The 17,082-nt window shown below is 72.3% G+C and carries 21 protein-coding genes; 17 read left to right on the plus strand and 4 right to left on the minus strand.

Annotated elements, in window-relative coordinates; all coding sequences use genetic code 11:
• Positions 1–166 precede the first annotated feature (166 nt).
• Both priA and ACFY1H_RS43410 read left to right on the plus strand, forming a co-directional pair.
• Complete coding sequence (gene priA / locus ACFY1H_RS43405; RefSeq protein WP_386955983.1) at positions 167–898, plus strand: bifunctional 1-(5-phosphoribosyl)-5-((5-phosphoribosylamino)methylideneamino)imidazole-4-carboxamide isomerase/phosphoribosylanthranilate isomerase PriA; 732 nt, start codon at positions 167–169, stop codon at positions 896–898.
• A 594-nt stretch (positions 899–1,492) separates the two neighbouring features.
• The gene (locus ACFY1H_RS43410; RefSeq protein WP_366583690.1) at positions 1,493–1,834 is read left to right on the plus strand and encodes a DUF1330 domain-containing protein; all 342 of its coding nucleotides are present in this window, start codon (positions 1,493–1,495) and stop codon (positions 1,832–1,834) included.
• A gap of 3 nt (positions 1,835–1,837) precedes the next feature.
• Here the strand turns inward: ACFY1H_RS43410 and ACFY1H_RS43415 are convergent, their stop codons facing one another.
• The 3 genes from ACFY1H_RS43415 to ACFY1H_RS43425 are packed head-to-tail and all read right to left on the minus strand — an operon-like array spanning position 1,838 to position 3,673.
• Positions 1,838–2,218, minus strand: coding sequence for a PPOX class F420-dependent oxidoreductase (locus ACFY1H_RS43415; RefSeq protein WP_386955984.1), 381 nt, complete (start codon positions 2,216–2,218; stop codon positions 1,838–1,840).
• 19 nt (positions 2,219–2,237) lie between these two features.
• A complete protein-coding gene (locus ACFY1H_RS43420) occupies positions 2,238–3,167 on the minus strand; it encodes a hypothetical protein (RefSeq protein ID WP_366583692.1) in 930 nt (309 codons plus the stop codon).
• Positions 3,164–3,673 carry a sigma-70 family RNA polymerase sigma factor gene (locus tag ACFY1H_RS43425; protein WP_386955985.1) on the minus strand — a complete coding sequence of 170 codons (510 nt, stop codon included), beginning with the start codon at positions 3,671–3,673 and terminating at the stop codon, positions 3,164–3,166. Before ACFY1H_RS43425 ends, ACFY1H_RS43420 begins: the two co-directional genes overlap by 4 nt.
• A 78-nt stretch (positions 3,674–3,751) precedes the next feature.
• Between ACFY1H_RS43425 and ACFY1H_RS43430 the strand changes: the two genes are divergently transcribed.
• From ACFY1H_RS43430 to ACFY1H_RS43475, 10 genes are all read left to right on the plus strand, one after another.
• A complete protein-coding gene (locus tag ACFY1H_RS43430; RefSeq protein WP_366583694.1) occupies positions 3,752–4,192 on the plus strand; it encodes a MarR family transcriptional regulator in 441 nt (146 codons plus the stop codon).
• Between the two features lie 20 nt (positions 4,193–4,212).
• Entirely contained in the window at positions 4,213–5,310 is a 1,098-nt protein-coding gene (locus ACFY1H_RS43435; RefSeq protein WP_386955986.1) for an FAD-dependent monooxygenase, read from the plus strand.
• Between the two features lie 58 nt (positions 5,311–5,368).
• The gene (gene hisF / locus ACFY1H_RS43440) at positions 5,369–6,142 is read left to right on the plus strand and encodes an imidazole glycerol phosphate synthase subunit HisF (RefSeq protein ID WP_360592030.1); all 774 of its coding nucleotides are present in this window, start codon (positions 5,369–5,371) and stop codon (positions 6,140–6,142) included.
• Positions 6,139–6,504, plus strand: coding sequence for a phosphoribosyl-AMP cyclohydrolase (hisI, locus tag ACFY1H_RS43445; RefSeq protein ID WP_366583696.1), 366 nt, complete (start codon positions 6,139–6,141; stop codon positions 6,502–6,504). The genes hisF and hisI overlap by 4 nt, the downstream gene beginning before the upstream one ends.
• Complete coding sequence (locus tag ACFY1H_RS43450) at positions 6,501–6,863, plus strand: DUF1304 domain-containing protein (RefSeq protein WP_220238022.1); 363 nt, start codon at positions 6,501–6,503, stop codon at positions 6,861–6,863. The genes hisI and ACFY1H_RS43450 overlap by 4 nt, the downstream gene beginning before the upstream one ends.
• 29 nt (positions 6,864–6,892) lie before the next feature.
• Positions 6,893–7,600, plus strand: coding sequence for a DUF3592 domain-containing protein (locus ACFY1H_RS43455; RefSeq protein ID WP_386955987.1), 708 nt, complete (start codon positions 6,893–6,895; stop codon positions 7,598–7,600).
• 227 nt (positions 7,601–7,827) lie between these two features.
• Positions 7,828–8,604 (plus strand): DUF3592 domain-containing protein, encoded by a 777-nt coding sequence (locus ACFY1H_RS43460; RefSeq protein ID WP_386955988.1) that lies wholly within the window; start codon positions 7,828–7,830, stop codon positions 8,602–8,604.
• Positions 8,605–8,630: 26 nt separating this feature from the next.
• Positions 8,631–9,398: a DUF3592 domain-containing protein gene (locus tag ACFY1H_RS43465; RefSeq protein ID WP_386955989.1), complete on the plus strand. Its 768-nt coding sequence runs from the start codon at positions 8,631–8,633 to the stop codon at positions 9,396–9,398.
• A 282-nt stretch (positions 9,399–9,680) separates the two neighbouring features.
• Positions 9,681–10,400, plus strand: coding sequence for a DUF3592 domain-containing protein (locus ACFY1H_RS43470; RefSeq protein ID WP_366583701.1), 720 nt, complete (start codon positions 9,681–9,683; stop codon positions 10,398–10,400).
• Positions 10,401–10,408: 8 nt separating this feature from the next.
• Positions 10,409–11,203: a hypothetical protein gene (locus tag ACFY1H_RS43475; protein WP_386955990.1), complete on the plus strand. Its 795-nt coding sequence runs from the start codon at positions 10,409–10,411 to the stop codon at positions 11,201–11,203.
• Between the two features lie 9 nt (positions 11,204–11,212).
• On the opposite strand, the gene ACFY1H_RS43480 is transcribed toward ACFY1H_RS43475, so the two are convergent.
• Positions 11,213–11,821 (minus strand): TetR family transcriptional regulator, encoded by a 609-nt coding sequence (locus ACFY1H_RS43480; RefSeq protein ID WP_366583703.1) that lies wholly within the window; start codon positions 11,819–11,821, stop codon positions 11,213–11,215.
• Positions 11,822–11,917: 96 nt separating this feature from the next.
• On the opposite strand from ACFY1H_RS43480, the gene ACFY1H_RS43485 reads away from it, so the two are divergent.
• From ACFY1H_RS43485 to trpA, 5 genes are all read left to right on the plus strand, one after another.
• The gene (locus tag ACFY1H_RS43485) at positions 11,918–13,480 is read left to right on the plus strand and encodes an anthranilate synthase component I (protein ID WP_386955991.1); all 1,563 of its coding nucleotides are present in this window, start codon (positions 11,918–11,920) and stop codon (positions 13,478–13,480) included.
• 73 nt (positions 13,481–13,553) lie between these two features.
• On the plus strand, positions 13,554–14,066 hold the full coding sequence (locus ACFY1H_RS43490) for a Trp biosynthesis-associated membrane protein (protein ID WP_366583828.1): 513 nt from the start codon (positions 13,554–13,556) through the stop codon (positions 14,064–14,066).
• A gap of 154 nt (positions 14,067–14,220) precedes the next feature.
• Positions 14,221–15,030, plus strand: a complete 810-nt coding sequence (trpC, locus tag ACFY1H_RS43495; RefSeq protein WP_386955992.1) for an indole-3-glycerol phosphate synthase TrpC — start codon at positions 14,221–14,223, stop codon at positions 15,028–15,030.
• On the plus strand, positions 15,027–16,247 hold the full coding sequence (trpB, locus tag ACFY1H_RS43500) for a tryptophan synthase subunit beta (RefSeq protein WP_366583706.1): 1,221 nt from the start codon (positions 15,027–15,029) through the stop codon (positions 16,245–16,247). Before trpC ends, trpB begins: the two co-directional genes overlap by 4 nt.
• Complete coding sequence (gene trpA / locus ACFY1H_RS43505; protein ID WP_386955994.1) at positions 16,244–17,038, plus strand: tryptophan synthase subunit alpha; 795 nt, start codon at positions 16,244–16,246, stop codon at positions 17,036–17,038. Before trpB ends, trpA begins: the two co-directional genes overlap by 4 nt.
• Positions 17,039–17,082: the final 44 nt, after the last annotated feature.

Here is a 17,082-nt window from a genome sequence, read left to right on the forward strand (position 1 = left end):
TGACGTGGGTCCTAGACAAGCCACACCTCAACCGGAGGTTCTCCCCACGTCAACCAGAACCTTCCGCTACCAACGTCCTGGCCAAATACATCTAGTCCGGCTTGGTTCGGCGCGGTAGGTCGGCCCGGTGGGCCGGCACCGTGACCGGCGCCTTTACGCTGTCGCCGTGACTTTCACGCTGTTTCCCGCAGTTGATGTGGCCGATGGCCAGGCCGTCCGACTCGTCCAGGGCGAGGCCGGCACCGAGACGTCCTACGGCAGCCCGCTCGACGCCGCCCTCGCCTGGCAGCGCGACGGCGCCGAGTGGATCCACCTGGTGGATCTCGACGCGGCCTTCGGCAAGGGCTCGAACCGCGAGCTGCTGGCCGAGGTGATCGGCCGCCTCGACGTGCAGGTGGAGCTCTCCGGCGGCATCCGCGACGACGCCTCCCTGGAAGCCGCCCTCTCCACCGGCGCCCGCCGCGTGAACCTCGGCACCGCGGCACTGGAGGACCCCTCCTGGACCGCCAAGATCGTCACCACCTACGGCGACCGCGTCGCCATCGGCCTCGACGTCCGCATCACCGAGGCCGGCCACCGCGTCTCCTCCCGCGGCTGGACCTCCGACGGCGGCGACCTGTGGGAGGTCCTCGAACGCCTCGACCGCGACGGCGCCTCCCGCTACGTCGTCACCGACGTCAGCAAGGACGGCACCCTCAAGGGCCCGAACCTCGACCTGCTCCGCGAAGTCGCCGCCCGCACCGACGCCCCCGTCATCGCCTCCGGCGGCGTGTCCAGTGTGGACGACCTCAAGGCCCTGGCCTCCCTCTCCTGCGACGGCATCGAAGGCGCCATCGTCGGCAAGGCCCTCTACGCCGGCGCCTTCACCCTCCCGGAAGCCCTAGCCGCCGTCCGCTAGACGCCCCCTCACCCCAATGCGGCGTTGGTTGCGCCCAACGCGCCGAACGCCGCATTGGGGCGCTTTGGCCCCACCTCAACCTCCGGCCGCCTGCGCAACCCCAGCGCACCAGGGACCTTCGCGCGTTCTTGCCTCTACCCAGCCCCCGGCCGCCTGCACATCCCTAGCGCCCGACGGGCCCACGCGCGTTCTTGCCTCTGCCCGACCTCCGGCCGCCTGCGCAACCCGACCGCCTGACGGACCCGCGCGTGTTCTTGCTTCTACCCAGCCTCCGGCCGCCAGCACAACCCCACCGCACAACGGACCTTCGCGCGCCCTTGCCCCCACCCAACCCCCACCCGGCAACCCAACCCACAATCCCCCTACCCTCCCCGCAACCTTCCCCCTCCCAGCCCCCCGATTCTTTTCCCCCACACGGTAGAGATCGGCTTGTCAAGGCACGCTTTCCCGCCTTGACAAGCCGATCTCTACCGTCGTGACAATCAAAAATCGGGGTGCCCCCGCCACACCCCATTACCCCCCAGGTAATCGACTCCCTTACGTCCCCCAGGCACCATCGGTCCCACCCAGAAAACCCCATCCAAGGAGACCGAAATGACCGCCTACGCCATCGCCCACCTACGCCAGCCCGGCGTCATCCACCCCGACGTAGGCGAATACCTCCGCCGCATCCAATCCACTTTGGACCCCTTCAAGGGCCGCTTCCTCATCCACGGAGCACAAGCACAAGTCGTCGAGGGAGCATGGCCGGGCCCGATCGTCGTGATCTCCTTTCCGGACCTGACCCAAGCCCGGAACTGGTACGACTCACCCGCCTACCGCAAGATCCTCCCCCTCCGCACCGACCACCTGACCGGCGACGTAGTACTGATCGACGGCGTAGCCCCAGACCACGACCCGGCAAAACTGGCCGCAGGACTCACCAACACCCCATGACCCTCAGTCCAGCTTCACCGCGATCCCGATCGTGCGCTCCGGCCCCCCACGCAACTTGCTGAAGAACATCGACACCGGACCCACCAACGGATAATGCCGCCGAATCGCCTTGCGAACCCGCTCAGTCCCGGCATCATCCAGCAACCGCGCAGTTCCCCCCACCGCAGGCCCATGCGTCCGCCCCCGGACATCGGAAGCCTGAACCTCCACCCGCCCACCATTACGGATCCGCTTGACCTTCCCCGCCTTGCGTTCCGAATAAATCAGCAACTCGTCGCCGTCGATCCCGAACCACACAGCGGTGGGCACGGCCCGCCCATCCCGGCGAAACGTAGTGAGAACCACGTACTTCTCACCGGCAAACCGGCTCAGCTCCGTAGACATGGATCCACATTAGCCGCGATCAAGACCCCAGCCAGCCGTAATCCGGCGCCGGATCCACCACCACGGCCCCGGCAACCGCCACCAACTCCCCCCGCGGCACCTTCCCCGACACCGTCAGCCACCGCCCCGACGCCAACCGCACCGTGACCAGATCCGCCACCGCCGCCCCCGGCACGCCCCGCACCGTCACCGGCACCGACCCCCCAAGTCCGGGCGACGCCGCCCCCGCCGTGACCCGAACCGGCCCGGCCTCCAACGTCGTCGTCGCTTCCGCGGCACTCATCCCGCTGACGGTCGTCCCCGTCTCCCGAAGCCCATCCGGCAACGTCCCGAACCGCACCTCTCCCCGAACCGGGATCGGCTGAGACCGGGAAACATCCTCCGCGATCCTCTGCGCGACCTCCTTCGCCGACGGCACCGCATCAACCTCGGCCCGCAGCACGTGGGTCTCGTCAGGCGACCAGGTCAGCTCCGCCGACGTCGTGGACCCGGTCAGCATCGCGACCCGCCCGTGCACCAGCACCTGGTCACGCACCGCCGCGATCCTCAGCGCCGTCGCCGACCACTCGGGATCCTTCGTCGAAAACGCCGACAACTCGATCCGGCTCGGTCCCGCGAACCACCGCCGCACCTGCGGCGCCGTCTCCGGTCCGGCCGAGCGGTACTGCTCCGTGAACCCGTCCGGCAACCACCCCGGCGAGTACCCGAGCACCGGCTCACCTGCGGCCGGCGGCACCCGCGAAGGCCACGTGACCACCACGGACACCCCGACGGTCACCGCAACGACCGCAGCAGCCACCGCGGCCAACGCCAACCCGGGCCGACGTCGCCGCGCCTGCCGGGCCCGCGCCAGCGCGTTGCGGACCTCGTGACCGTCGGGAGCGCGTTCGGCAAGCCGTTCGAGGCTGTCGCGCAGCAGCGTCTCGGTGTCGCGGGCGGGCTGGCTCATTCTCCGGCTCCGGTGGTCAGGGCGGTGGGCAAGGGGTACGCCGTGGCGCGCAGGGTCGCGAGCGCGCGCGAGATCTGGCTTCGCACGGTGGAGGTGGCGCATCTGAGGACGTCGCCGATCTCCTCGTCGGAGTAGTTCTCGTAGTAGCGCAGCACCAGCGCCGCACGCTGCTTGCGCGGCAGCGTCGCGAGGCGGGCCAGCATCTCGTCACGCTCGTCGTAGGCCACCGACGGGTCGGCCGCCGGCGGGCTGATCGCGTCGAGCACCTCGTGGCTCGACGGCACCACGCGCCGCACCGCGCGGCGCCGCCAGGACAGGTACTCGTTGGTGACCATCCGGCGCACGTACGTGGGCGGCGAGTCGATCTTCGCCCAGCGCTCCTGGGCGCGCAGCAGCACGTCCTGCACGATGTCCTGCGCCAGGTACGGATCGTCGGTGAGGACGGTCGCGTAGCGCAGGAGCCCGTCGAGGCGCTCCGCCACGAACTCGTCGAAGCTGGTGGTCACGTTCCCTCGGACGCGCGAGGGACCCGTTCTGATGCATTCCGGGCGAATTTCAGTGACGACTAGCCTATGCTGACACTCGTGGACGACGAGGTGCTCGTGTGGGTCGAGCGGGTCGCGGGCTTCCTCACGCAGGAGTACGGCCTGCCGCCGATCGCCGGGCGCGTGCTCGGCTGGCTCATGGCGTGCGACCCGCCGGAGCAGTCTGCGGCGCAGCTGGCCGCCGCGGTGGGCGCGAGCCGCGCGTCGCTCACCACGAACCTGCGGCTGCTGCTCGACGCCGGGCTCGTCGGCAAACGCCCCGGCCGCGGCGAGCGCACCGCCTACTACCGCGTGGACGACGACGCGTGGCAGCGCGTGATCCGCCGCCGCATCGCCACGCTGGGCTCGTTCCGCGACATCACCAACGCCGGCATCGAGCTGCTCGAACGCGACGGCGCCCGGGCGGCCCGGGTGCGCAGTGCCGACGCGGCGTTCGCGTGGCTGGCCGAGGCGTTCGCGGACGCGGGGGAGCCAGAGTGAAGGGCACAGTGAAGGGCCGAGTGAAGGCCAGTTTGAAGGCTACGGTGGTCGGCGGTGGGATCGGCGGGCTGACGGCCGCGATCGCGTTGCGCCGCACGGGACACGACGTCACGGTGCTGGAGCGCGCGCCCGAGCTGCGGGAGATCGGCGCCGGGCTTTCCCTGGCGCCCAACGCGATGCGGGCGCTCGACGCGCTGGGGATCGGGGAGCGGGTGCGGAAGCATTCGGCGCCGTCGGAGGTCACCGGCACGCTGCGGACGTCCTCGGGCCGGTTCCTGCGCCGGTTCCGGGAGGGCCGCGACGAGCCGCTCGCCGCGTTCCACCGCGCGGAGCTGCACTCGGCTTTGCTCGCGGAGCTGCCGGAAACCCTGGTGCACACGGGAACCGAGGTGATCGATCCGTCCGAAGTGGACGCGGACGTGATCGTGGCGGCCGACGGAGTCCACAGCGGGTTTCGCCGCCGGCTCTTCCCCGCCGCGCCCGAGCCGGGGTTCCGCTACACGGCCTGGCGCGGCGTCACCGAGCCCGGTGCGGCGCCGCCGGTGCGCGGCAGCTTCACGATGGGCCGCGGCGCGTACTTCATGATCCACCCGCTGCCCGGCGGCCGGGCCTGCTGGGCCCTCGGCGCCGCCGAGTCCACACCCGGCGTGCGCCACCCGAGCGAGCACGCCGAGGTGACCCGCCGCGTCGCGGACTGGCCCGCCGAGACCCGCGAGCTCGTGGCGGCGACGCGGCCGGACGCCGTGCTGCACAACGACATCCTCGACCTCGACCCGCTGCCCGCGTTCACGAGCGGACGCGTCGCGCTGCTCGGTGACGCGGCTCACGCCGTGCCGCCGGACCTCGGCCAGGGCGCGTGCCAGGCGATCGAGGACGCCGTGGTCCTCGCCGCCTCGCTGCGGGACCACCCCGTGCCCGAGGCGCTCGCCGCGTACGACGCCGCGCGCCGCCCGCGTGCGGCGTACGTCACGAAGCAGGCGCGCGGCAAGGCGGTGGCGGACACGTCGTCGGCGTGGTGGCTGCACGCGCTGCTGACGGTGACCGTGCCGCTGATGCCCGCGTCGGTGATCCGCCGCCAGGCCGCGCCCTTGTGGGACTGGACGCCGCCCGTGCTCTGACCGCCCGTGCCCCGACCGGGCGGGCGGACCGTCGCAGGTGGACGGCTACCCTGGTGGCATGGCTGTGGCGGTGAGGGTGATCCCGTGTCTGGACGTCGACGCGGGTCGCGTGGTGAAGGGCGTCAACTTCGCCGATCTGCGCGACGCGGGCGACCCGGTGGAGCTGGCCCGGCTGTACGACCACGAGGGCGCCGACGAGCTGACTTTCCTCGACGTCACCGCGTCGTCGGGCAACCGCGAGACCACCTTCGACGTGGTCCGCCGCACGGCCGAGCAGGTCTTCATCCCGCTGACCGTCGGCGGCGGCGTGCGCTCCAACGACGACGTCAACCGCCTGCTGCGCACGGGCGCGGACAAGGTGAGCATCAACACGGCCGCGATCGCGCGTCCGGAGCTGCTGCGCGAGGCGTCGCGCCGGTTCGGGGCCCAGTGCATCGTGCTGTCGGTCGACGCGCGGCGCGTGCCCGAGGGCGGCGAGCCGACGGCGTCGGGCTTCGAGGTGACGACCCACGGCGGGCGGCGCGGCACCGGCATCGACGCGGTGGAGTGGGCCGCGCGCGGCGAGGAGCTGGGCGTCGGCGAGATCCTGCTCAACTCGATGGACGCCGACGGCACCAAGTCCGGCTTCGACCTGTCGCTGATCGAGATGGTGCGCCGCGCGGTGCGCGTGCCGGTGATCGCCAGCGGCGGCGCGGGCGCCGTCGACCACTTCCTGCCCGCCGTGGAGGCCGGCGCCGACGCGGTGCTCGCGGCGAGCGTGTTCCACTTCGGACAGCTGAAGATCGGCGACGTCAAGGGCGCGCTGCGCGAGGGCGGGGTCGTCGTCCGATGAGCCTCGATGCGGACCTGTCGGGGCGGCTCAAGCGCAACGCCGACGGCCTGATCGCGGCCGTCGTCGTGGAGCACTCGACGTCCGACGTGCTGATGATGGCCTGGATGAACGACGAGGCCCTCGAATCCACCCTCACCACCCGGCGCGCGACCTACTGGTCCCGCAGCCGTCAGGAGCTGTGGGTGAAGGGCGAGACCTCGGGCCACGTCCAGCACGTTCGCGAAGTGCGGATCGACTGCGACGGTGACACAGTGCTCCTGCGCGTGGACCAGACCGGCCCGGCCTGCCACACGGGCACCCACACCTGTTTCGACTCCGCGGAGCGCCTGCTCCTCGCCGACGAGAGTGAGAACACCCCGTGACGGTTGTCGCGAACGTGCTGGTGGGGCTGGTCGCCCTCATCCACGTTTACATCGTGGTGCTCGAAATGTTCCTCTGGACGACCCCGCGCGCCCGCGCGGCGTTCGGCACCACCGAGGCGTTCGCGCAGGAGAGCAAGGCGCTCGCCGCGAACCAGGGGCTCTACAACGGTTTCCTCGCGGCCGCCCTGATCTGGGGCCTCATCGCGACCGACCCGACCGGCTTCCAGTTCAAGCTCTACGGCCTGGCCTGCGTGATCGTCGCCGGCCTGTACGGCGCCGCGACGGCGTCCAAGCGGATCCTGCTGGTGCAGGTGCTGCCGGGCGTCCTCGCGCTGGTGTTCGTGCTGCTGGCGCGCTGACCGCCGATCCGGCCCGCGAGACGCGGCGGTTGCGTGCCGTCGCCTCGCGGGCTTGGGCGCTCGCGGCGCTGTGGTGCCTGGTTTCCGCGGGCGGGCTCGCCGCGGTGCTGGGCGTCCTCCACTCGGCGGACACCCTCCTGTCGACCGGCACGCGCGTGCCGGGGACGGTCGTTTCCGTCGCCACCCCGCCGAAGGGCACGCGCTGGATCGACGTGTCCTTCCGGGCCGACGGCCGGGTGCTGACGGCCCGCGTCGACCGCAGCTCTCGGGCCGCCTACACCCCGGGCCAGCGCGTGACGGTGGTCTTCGACCCGGCCGACCCGGCGCGCGCCCGCACGACCGCCGAGGACGGCCTGAGCGAGAACGGCCTGGGCTTCGCCTGGATCGGCTTCGGCCTGGCGCTGCTGTGCTTCCTGGTCGCCGCGACGGGCGCCGTCGGCTGGTCCCGCCGCTTCCGCGCCGTGCGCCGCACGGGCTGGCAGGAGGGCACGGCCACCGTCGTCCTCGCGCCCGGCACCGGCCGGGGCGTGAACCCGCCGTACTTGCACGTGCGCCTGCTCTCCGGCGAAGCCGTCCGCCTGCGTGCCGTACCGTCCACCCACGGCGCCCGCTTCCTGCGCACCTACACCGACCGCCCCGTTTGGCTGGGCGGCACCGGGTCCGCGTCGGTGGTCCTGTTCCGCCACGGCCGCGGCGACGCGCCGTACGCCGTGCCGGCCGTGGTTGCGCGCAGCTGAGCCAAAACGCCGCACAGGGCTGTCGGGTTGCCTTCGCCGCCGGTGTTTTCGATCGCACCTTTTCCCTGGTGGAGTGCGATTTCCTGGCCGTACCCTCTCCCGATGGACCTGGGGAGGACCGGCGGACGCGAAAGCGTCGGCGGTGCAAACGACCAGCCTCTTCCGGCAGACCGGGACAACGCCGTGGTCCGCCTCCGCCGGGCCGGGCGACGCCGGTGAGCGGGCCGGTGCGGCCTCGGAACGCCCGCGCGCGCCGGCAGGACAAGCGGCTCGCGGAACAGCAGCGGAAGTGGGTCGCCGCGGTCCGTCGTCGCTTCCGGCGTTCCGTGCGGGCTGCCGTGGCGTGGCTGGTCGTGCTGCTCGCCGGGGTCGGCGGTTTCCTGGTGGCGGGTGTCGTGGCCGAAACGCTCCTGACCCACGGCGCCCGCACGGACGGCAAGGTGGCGGACGTGAGCGACGTGGCCGTGACCGTCGACTACGCGGTCGCCGGCGTGAGCTTGCGGGCGGTGATCGACCACCTCTCCGACCACCGGTACGTCACCGGGGAGACCGTGCCGGTGTTCTACGACCCCGCCGACCCGCACGCCGCGCGCCTGCCCGACGACGTGAGCCTCAGCCCCTGGCTGACGTTGCCGTCCCTCCTCGCCGTTCTCGTGAGCCTGGTCGCCATCCCCATCGAGATCGCCTACGTCGTGGGCTGGGCCCGCCGCCGGGGTTCGCCCTGGTTCCCCGCCACGGCGATCGTCTTGCCTCCGCGGCTGAGTACCACCGCGCCGGAGGTGTTCCACACGCTGGAGCTCGCCCTCCCCGGCGGCGTCACCATCGAGGCGAAGACCACCTCCGTCCTGCCCGGCCGGTACGCGTTCCTCCGCCGCGCCGGGCGAACGGCCTGGGTCTCCGGCTCCGGCCGCACCCTCGTCGTGGTCCTGTCCGTCGGCCCTCGCGGCGAGCCGTACGCGGTCCCGCTTCGCCTGACGTCCGCCTCGAAGTGGAAGCTCGCCTGAACCCCGCGCCGTCGTACGCTTTGCCGGTGGCACTGGGGAAGACCAACAAAACCGTCGGCGAGCCGGCTGTGAACGCCGTGTCCGAGGACCGCGCGTTGCGCCGGCAGTTCCGGCGGGCCGTCGGCTGGGCCGTGCTGTGCGCGCTGGTGGTGCCGGCGTCGGCGCTGGGCATCGGGTGGCAGGAGAACCGCGCGGACTGGCTTCTCGACCACGGCGACGAGGTCACCGGCAAGGTCGTGCGGGTCACCAACCCTCAGGGCGGCGACGGGACTCCCACGGTCACGGTCTCCTACACCGCCGGCGGAGTCCCCGAACAGGCCGAGATCAACCGCGACGCCGACCGCGACTACGAGATGGGCGAACCGGTCTCGGTCTTCTACGACCCCGACGATCCGACCCACGTGCGCACCGAAGACGAACAGAACGTCGGCGACGGCTGGATGGCCGTCTTCTCGATCCCGCTGATCTTCGTCGTGATCCTCCTGCCGTGGTTGATCACCCTCGCGGTGGGCTGGGCGCGTCGCCGCAGGCTCGCTCGCGACACGGGTTGGCGGCCGATCCACGTCCAGGCCTCCGACTCCGACGACAGCGCGCAGGAGGTTCGCTTCGCCCTCGGCGGCCGTCGGCTCGTCGCCCGCCCGACCTCGCTGACGCGCGTGCCCCCTGCCGAGCGGAACCGCCGGGCCGGCGCGCGGATCGCGGGGGCGGGCCGTCGGTTCGTTCTCGTGCTGCCCCACGGTTCCCGCCGCGGCCGGCCGCGGGTCGTCGCCTTGAAGGCACGCGCCGGAAAGTAGCGCTTCGCGATCCCAGGGGGACGCCAATCGGCAACACGCTCGACCGGCACTGCCGGTTGCCTTCCCGTCCGGTGTTTTGGATCGCAGCTTTTTCGCTGGTGGAGCGCGATTTCCCGGCCGTAATCTCTGCTGATGGATCTGGGGGATGACCGACCCGCGAGACGGCCGCGAGCCAAACGCCACCGCGACGAGACCCGGCCGCCACACGCCACCGGCGGAGCCGAGCGAACCCACCGAGACCGGACCCGACCCCAGCCGGCCGCCGCCGGAGAGTGGGATCTGGTGCTGCGCCACCGTTTCCGGCGCGCGCTCCTGGCCGCGGTGGTGTGGTTCCTCGTGATACCCGCCGCCTTCGCCGGGGTCGCTCTGCTCACGACGGACGCCGACTGGCTGCTGACCCACGGCACGGAAGTGACCGGGACGGTGACCGCAGTGGACAACCCCCACCGCGGGAACGGCACGCCCACCATCACGGTCGACTACGAGGTCGGCGACGTCCTCGACGAGGCCGTCGTCACCCGTGACTCCGCCCGTACGTACGCCGAAGGCGACACCGTGCGGGTGTTCTACGACCCGGCCGACCCGCACGACGTGCGGACGGCCGACGAGCAGAACCTCTCCGAGGGCTGGACGGGAGTCTTCGTCGTGCCCCTGCTCGTCGCGGTGTTCGCCTTCCCGATGACGGTGGCGTACGCGGTGGTCTGGGCCCGCCGGCGCAAGATCGCCCGGCGCGAGGGGTGGCAGCCGGTGACGGCGACGGTGGTCGACTCCTCCGGCGGCTACCAGGTGCTGCGCCTCGACTTCCCCGGCGGAGCGCAGCTGATCGCCCGCACCGTCGCGGCCGTGCGCGGGCGCTACTCGTTCCTGCGTGCCGGCCCGGTCGACGCGTGGATCTCCGGTGAGGGCCGCAGCTTCGCCCTCGTGCTGCCGGACTTCTCGACCCGCCCGTACGCGATCCCGCTGCACGTCCCGCGCGGCTCGCGCCGGATCGCCGGCCGGTGAACCGGCCCGTGAACCGTCCGGTCGGCAAGAAACGCCGCCGCGAGCCCAGGTTCCCGGTCGTCCGCGGAACGCCCGGCGACCTGCAGCCGTGGCTTCCTCCGGGACCCGACGCGGCGCCGGGCGATGGCGAGGCCGCCGTCGCCCGGCTCACGCGCCGGGCGGTGGAGGGGATCGTCGGCGTGATCGTGTCCGTCGGGTTGGTGGTGGGCGGTGTCCAGGCACTCGACACCGCGGCGTGGGCGGCGCGCGGCAATCCGGCCGCGTTCACCGCTTCCGCGCTGGTGGTCTGGGCCGGCGACAAGTACTTCCAGGCGCGCTACGAGGGCCCGGGCGGCGAGTACACCACCCTCATGCCGCAACGGGACGGCGAGGTCCGCGGCGTCGGTGACCGGATCGACGTGACCTACGACGAGGGCGCGCCCGCCGCCGCGCGGGAGGTGGCCGGCTCGCGGATCGACGGCCTCATGGCCACTTTCGCGAGCCTGCTGATCGCCGCCGGGATGGCCGGCGTCCTGACGGGGGTCGGGTTCGGCGCGGCCGCGCGGCGCCGCCGTCGCGCGGCCCGGCAGACCGGGTGGCGGGCGGCCCGGTTCGACTTCGGCGAGCCGGGCGTCGTCCTCGCCACCTTCGGCGACCGCACGCGCCTGCGGCTGCGCCCGGTCCGCGGCCTGTCCCGCGAGTACGCGCGCTTCGGCACCGGACGGCGCACCGGCTTCCTCGCGGGCGAAGACGCACACATGCTGCTGCTCGTCCCCGGCACGGGCTCGGTCGCGGTGGAGGCGGTGTCCACGCGCTGGACCTGAGTCCGAAACCTAAAGCCCGAGATCCCCGGTCAGATACCGCTGCAGGTTCGGCGCGATCGCCGTCACGAGCGTTTCGACCTCGGCCGTCGCGATCGGCTCGAAGCGGGCGATGTAGCGGACCATGCCGAGGCCCACGACCTGCGAGGCGCACAGCGTCGTCCGCAGCCCGAGCTGGTCGGAGCCGATGTCGCCGATCACCTCGGCGAAGAACCGCGAGAAGAACTCCCGCAGTACGGTCGCGGCCAGCTCGTGGCCCGCGACGCTGCGGATGAGCGCCTGGAACGTGTCGCCGCCGGCGCCGTCCCAGCGGGTGACGAAGACGCGGACGATCCGTTCGCCCAGCAGTTCGTCGGGGCCGTCGCGCAGGGACGCGAGCAGTTCGTGCGGGGAGAACGGCAGCTCCAGCACGGCCTGGGCGAACAGGCCCTCCTTGCCGCCGAACCAGTGGTTGACCATGGCCGCGTCGACGCCGGCGCGCGCGGCGATCGCGCGCACGGTGGCGCGTTCGTAGCCGTGTTCCGCGAACACCGCGCGCGCGGCCTCGATCAGCGCCGTCCGGGTGTCCTGTCCGGCGGGGCGGCGGCCGCGCCTGCGGGAGGTAGTGTCTTCGGTGCTCACGGGTCCACTATGACTCGTCGCCCCCTTGAATTCAACAGGTGCTGAATTCAAGGGCCGCCCAAGGTCCGCCGAGGCCCGCGCGGCACAATGGGGCCCATGGTCAGCTCAGCAGCCGGCAAATCCGCCGGGCCCGGCCCGGTCAGCCCCTCGCGCGCCGAGTTCCGCGCCCTCGCCGAAGGCCGCCGCGTGATCCCCGTGGTGCGCAAGGTCCTCGCCGACGGGGAGACCCCGCTCGGGATCTACCGCAAGCTCGGCGCCGACCGGCCCGGCACGTTCCTGTTCGAGTCGGCGGAGAACGGCAAGTCGTGGTCGCGCTGGTCGTTCGTGGGCGTGCGCAGCCCGGCCGCGCTGACCGTGCGGGACGGCAAGGCCGTGTGGACCGGCACGCCGCCCGTCGGCCTGCCCACCGAAGGCGACCCGCTGCAGGTGCTGCGCGCGACCGTCGAGGCCCTGCACACCGAGCCGTTGCCCGGCATGCCGCCGCTGACCGGCGGCATGGTGGGCTACATCGGCTACGACGCCGTGCGCTGGCTGGAGAAGCTGCCCGAGCTCGCCGAGCGCGACCTCGACATCCCCGAGCTGACCATGCTCCTGGCCACCGACCTCGCGGCGTTCGACCACCACGAGGGCACCGTCACGCTGATCGCCAACGCCGTCAACTGGGACGACTCGCCCGAGCGCGTGGACGCGGCCTACGACAGCGCGCTGGAGCGCCTGTCGGCGATGACCGAGCAGCTGCGCGTGCCCGCGCCGCCCACCGTCGCGACGTTCGACCGGCCGGCGCCGGAGTTCAAGCGCCGCCGCACGAAGGAGGACTTCCACGCCGCTGTCGACAAGGCCGTGGAAGCGATCAAGGCCGGCGAAGCGTTCCAGGTCGTGCCCTCGCAACGGTTCGAGATCGAGACCGGCGCCGATGCGCTCGATGTCTACCGCGTGCTGCGCACCTCCAACCCGAGCCCGTACATGTACCTGCTGCGGCTGGAGGGCTTCGACATCGTCGGCTCCAGCCCCGAGTCGCTGGTCACCGTGCGCGACGGCCGGGCGACCACGCATCCCATCGCGGGTACGCGCTGGCGTGGCGCCGATCCGGACGAGGACGCGCAGCTGGCCAAGGACCTGCTGGCCGACGAGAAGGAACGCGCCGAGCACCTCATGCTCGTCGACCTCGGCCGCAACGACCTGGGCAAGGTCTGCCGCCCCGGCAGCGTGCACGTGGTCGACTTCTTCCAGATCGAGCGCTACAGCCACGTGATGCACATCGTGTCCACGGTCACCGGCGAGCTGGCCGAGGGCAAGACGGCCTTCGACGCCGTCACCGCGTGCTTCCCGGCCGGCACGCTCTCGGGCGCGCCCAAGGTGCGCGCGATGCAGCTGATCGAGGAGCTCGAGCCCGTGCGCCGCGCGCTGTACGGCGGCGTCGTCGGCTACCTCGACTTCGCGGGCGACGCCGACACGGCCATCGCCATCCGCACCGCCCTGATGCGCGACGGCGTCGCCTACGTCCAGGCCGGCGGCGGTGTGGTCGCCGACTCCGTGGCCGACTACGAGGACACCGAGTCGCTCAACAAGGCGCGCACGGTGCTTTCGGCCGTCGCGGCGGCCCAGACCATGGTCCCCGCGGGCGAGCTGGATCCGGCCGAGGACTCCGCCGGTGTCTGAGCAGCAGGAACCGGAACCGGCCGGACCGCAGCAGGTACAGACCGAGGCCAAGCCCTCGCGCCGTCCACTGTGGATGATCGTCGTCGGCCTGTTGCTGGGCGCGCTCGCGTTGTGGGGCGCGTCCAAGCTCGCGTGGTTCGCCGAGTTCCGCGACGGCGGCGTGCTCGGCACACAGCTCTACACCGAAGACGGCGAACAGCGCGCCACGGCGCTCGTGCCGCTGGCGTTGCTGGCGCTGGCCGGTGTCGCGGGCGTGATCGCCACCGGCGGCTGGGCGCGGCGGATCCTGGGCGTCGTGCTGGCGCTGGCGGGCGTCGCGGGTGTCTGGACCGGCGTGAACGGCGTCAAGTTCACCGGCTGGGCGCCGGGATTGCCCGTCACCGAGCTGCTGCTGGGCCGCGGGCTGGCCGTGCTGGGCGGAATTCTCCTCGTCGTCGCGGGGTTGGTTGCGGTCAAGGGTGCGGGCACCGCGCGGCGGCTCGGCACCCGGTACGCGGCGCCGGGCGCCAAGCGCGCCAAGCGCGATCCGGACATCGAGCTGTGGGAGGCGCTTTCCGAGGGTGAGGACCCCACCGCGAGCAGGTGAGCGCCGGATACCGAAGCGCATTCGGAGCAAGGCGTGCACCCGGAACGGGCCGGTCTTCGAGCGGGGGTTAGCATCGTTTCGGCGGGAAGGGGAAGGTTTTTGTGAGCGAACTTGCGACAGGATCGATGATTTCGCCGACGGGCGGGTGCGCCCGGTGAGCGTGCTCGAAGACATCGTCGCCGGTGTGCGGGAGGACCTCGCCGTGCGCGAGTCCGCCCTGCCCTTCGACGAACTGAAGGCCCGCGCGGCCAAGGCCCCGGCGCCCCGAGACGTGATGGCTGCCCTGCGTGAGTCGGGCATCGGCGTGATCGCCGAGGTGAAGCGGCGCAGCCCCTCCAAGGGCGACCTCGCTCCGATCGCCGACCCCGCTTCCCTGGCCAAGGACTACGAGGACGGCGGCGCGCGCGTGATCAGCGTGCTCACCGAGCAGCGCCGCTTCGGCGGTTCGCTCGCCGACCTCGACGCCGTGCGCGCGGCCGTCGACGTTCCGGTGCTGCGCAAGGACTTCATCGTCAGCCCGTACCAGGTCCACGAGGCGCGCCTGCACGGCGCGGACATGGTGCTGCTGATCGTCGCCGCGCTGGAGCAGAACGCGCTGGCCGCGCTGCTCGACCGCGTCGAGTCGCTCGGCATGACCGCGCTCGTGGAGATCCACAACGCCGAAGAGGCCGACCGCGCCCTGGAGGCCGGTGCCCAGGTGATCGGCGTCAACGCCCGCAACCTGCACACGCTGGAAGTCGACCGGGACGTGTTCTCCCGCCTCGCCCCGGGGCTGCCGTTCGAGGTGTTCAAGGTCGCCGAGTCCGGCGTCCGCGGCCCCGGCGACCTGATGTCCTACGCCGGCCAGGGTGCCGACGCCGTGCTGGTCGGCGAGGGCCTGGTGGCCTCCGGCGACCCGAAGGGCGCACTGGTGAAGCTCGTCACCGCCGGTTCGCACCCCGCCTGCCCGAGGCCGTCGCGGTGACCGAAGAGCACAGCAAGCACGACCCGGACGAGCGCGGCTACTACGGCCCGTACGGCGGCCGGTTCATGCCGGAAGCGCTGATCGGCGTCGTCGACGAGGTCGCGGCCGAGTACGACAAGGCGCGCCGCGACCCGGAGTTCACCGGTGAGCTGCGCCGCCTGCTCAAGGACTACGCGGGCCGCCCGTCGCTGCTCACCGAGGCCAAGCGCTTCGGCGAGCACGCCGGGGGCGCGCGGGTGTTCCTCAAGCGCGAGGACCTCAACCACACGGGTTCGCACAAGATCAACAACGTGCTCGGCCAGGCGCTGCTGACCAAGCGCATGGGCAAGAAGCGCGTGATCGCCGAGACCGGCGCGGGTCAGCACGGTGTGGCCACGGCCACCGCGTGCGCGCTGCTCGACCTGGAATGCCTGGTCTACATGGGCGAGGTCGACACCGAGCGCCAGGCGCTCAACGTCGCGCGCATGAAGCTGCTCGGCGCCGAGGTCGTGCCGGTCAAGACCGGTTCCCGCACGCTCAAGGACGCGATCAACGAGGCCCTGCGCGACTGGGTGACCAACTCCGAGACCACGCACTACCTGTTCGGCACCGCCGCGGGCCCGTACCCGTTCCCGATGATGGTGCGCAACTTCCACAAGGTCATCGGCGAGGAAGCGCGCGAGCAGATCCTGGAGCAGGCCGGCCGGCTGCCCGACGTCGTCGCCGCGTGCGTCGGCGGCGGGTCCAACGCCATCGGCATCTTCTCCGGCTTCTACGACGACCCGTCGGTGCGGCTGGTCGGCCTGGAGCCGGGCGGCGAGGGCCTCGACGGCGACCGCCACGGCGCCACGCTCACCAAGGGCAGCCCGGGCAACCTGCACGGCGCGATGTCGTACCTGCTGCAGGACGAGGACGGCCAGACGGTGGAGTCGCACTCCATCTCGGCCGGGCTCGACTACCCGGGCGTCGGCCCGGAGCACGCGTGGCTCAAGGATTCCGGCCGCGCCGAGTACCGCCCGGTCACCGACGCCGAGGCCATGGACGCGTTCCGGCTGCTCTCGCGCACCGAGGGCATCATCCCGGCGATCGAGTCGGCCCACGCGCTGGCCGGTGCCCTGGTGCTCGGCCGCGAGCTGGGGCCCGAGGGCCTCATCGTCGTGAACCTCTCGGGGCGCGGCGACAAGGACATGGACACCGCGGCCAAGTGGTTCGGCCTCGTGGACGGGGAGGACCAGTGAGCGCGCTCGACGACGTCTTCGCGGCGACGCGGGCGGAAGGCCGGGCCGCGCTGGTCGGCTACCTGCCCGCCGGCTTCCCGTCGGTCGACGGCTCGAAGGACCTCCTGGCCGCCACGATCGACGGCGGCGCCGACCTGCTCGAGATCGGCGTCCCGTACTCCGACCCGGTGATGGACGGGCCGACGATCCAGGCCGCCGCGGAGTCGGCGCTGTCCGGTGGGTTCAAGCTCAAGCGGCTCTTCGAGGTCGTCGAATCGGTGTCGGCGCGCGGCGGCAAGGCCGTGGTCATGACGTACTGGAACCCCGTGCACCGCTACGGCGTGGACCGCTTCGCGCGCGACCTCGCGTCGGCCGGTGGGCTGGGCATGATCACACCGGACCTGATCCCCGACGAGGCCGCCGAGTGGACGGCCGCGTCCGACGCGCACGGCCTGGACCGGATCTTCCTGGTGGCGCCGTCGTCGTCGGAGGAGCGCCTGGCGCTGACCACCGCGGCGTCGTCCGGCTTCGTCTACGCAACGGCGGTCATGGGCGTCACGGGCGCCCGCGACGCGGTGGGCGTGCACGCGGAGGACCTGGTCCGCCGCACGCGGGCCCACACGCACCTCCCGATCGGCGTCGGCCTCGGCGTCCGCTCCGGCGACCAGGCGGCCCAGGTGGCCGGCTTCGCCGACGCGGTGATCGTCGGGTCCGCCTTGGTCACGGCCGCGGCCGAGGGCAGTGTCGACGGCGTGCGGAAGCTGGCCGAGGAGCTCGCGGAAGGCGTGCGCCGGGCTCCGGCCCGGGCCTGACTTCGGCGTTCTGCTCCGCGGGGCCGTGATCGCTGGCAGGATGC

Source organism: Amycolatopsis sp. NPDC001319, assembly GCF_042896185.1.
GTDB lineage: Bacteria > Actinomycetota > Actinomycetes > Mycobacteriales > Pseudonocardiaceae > Amycolatopsis.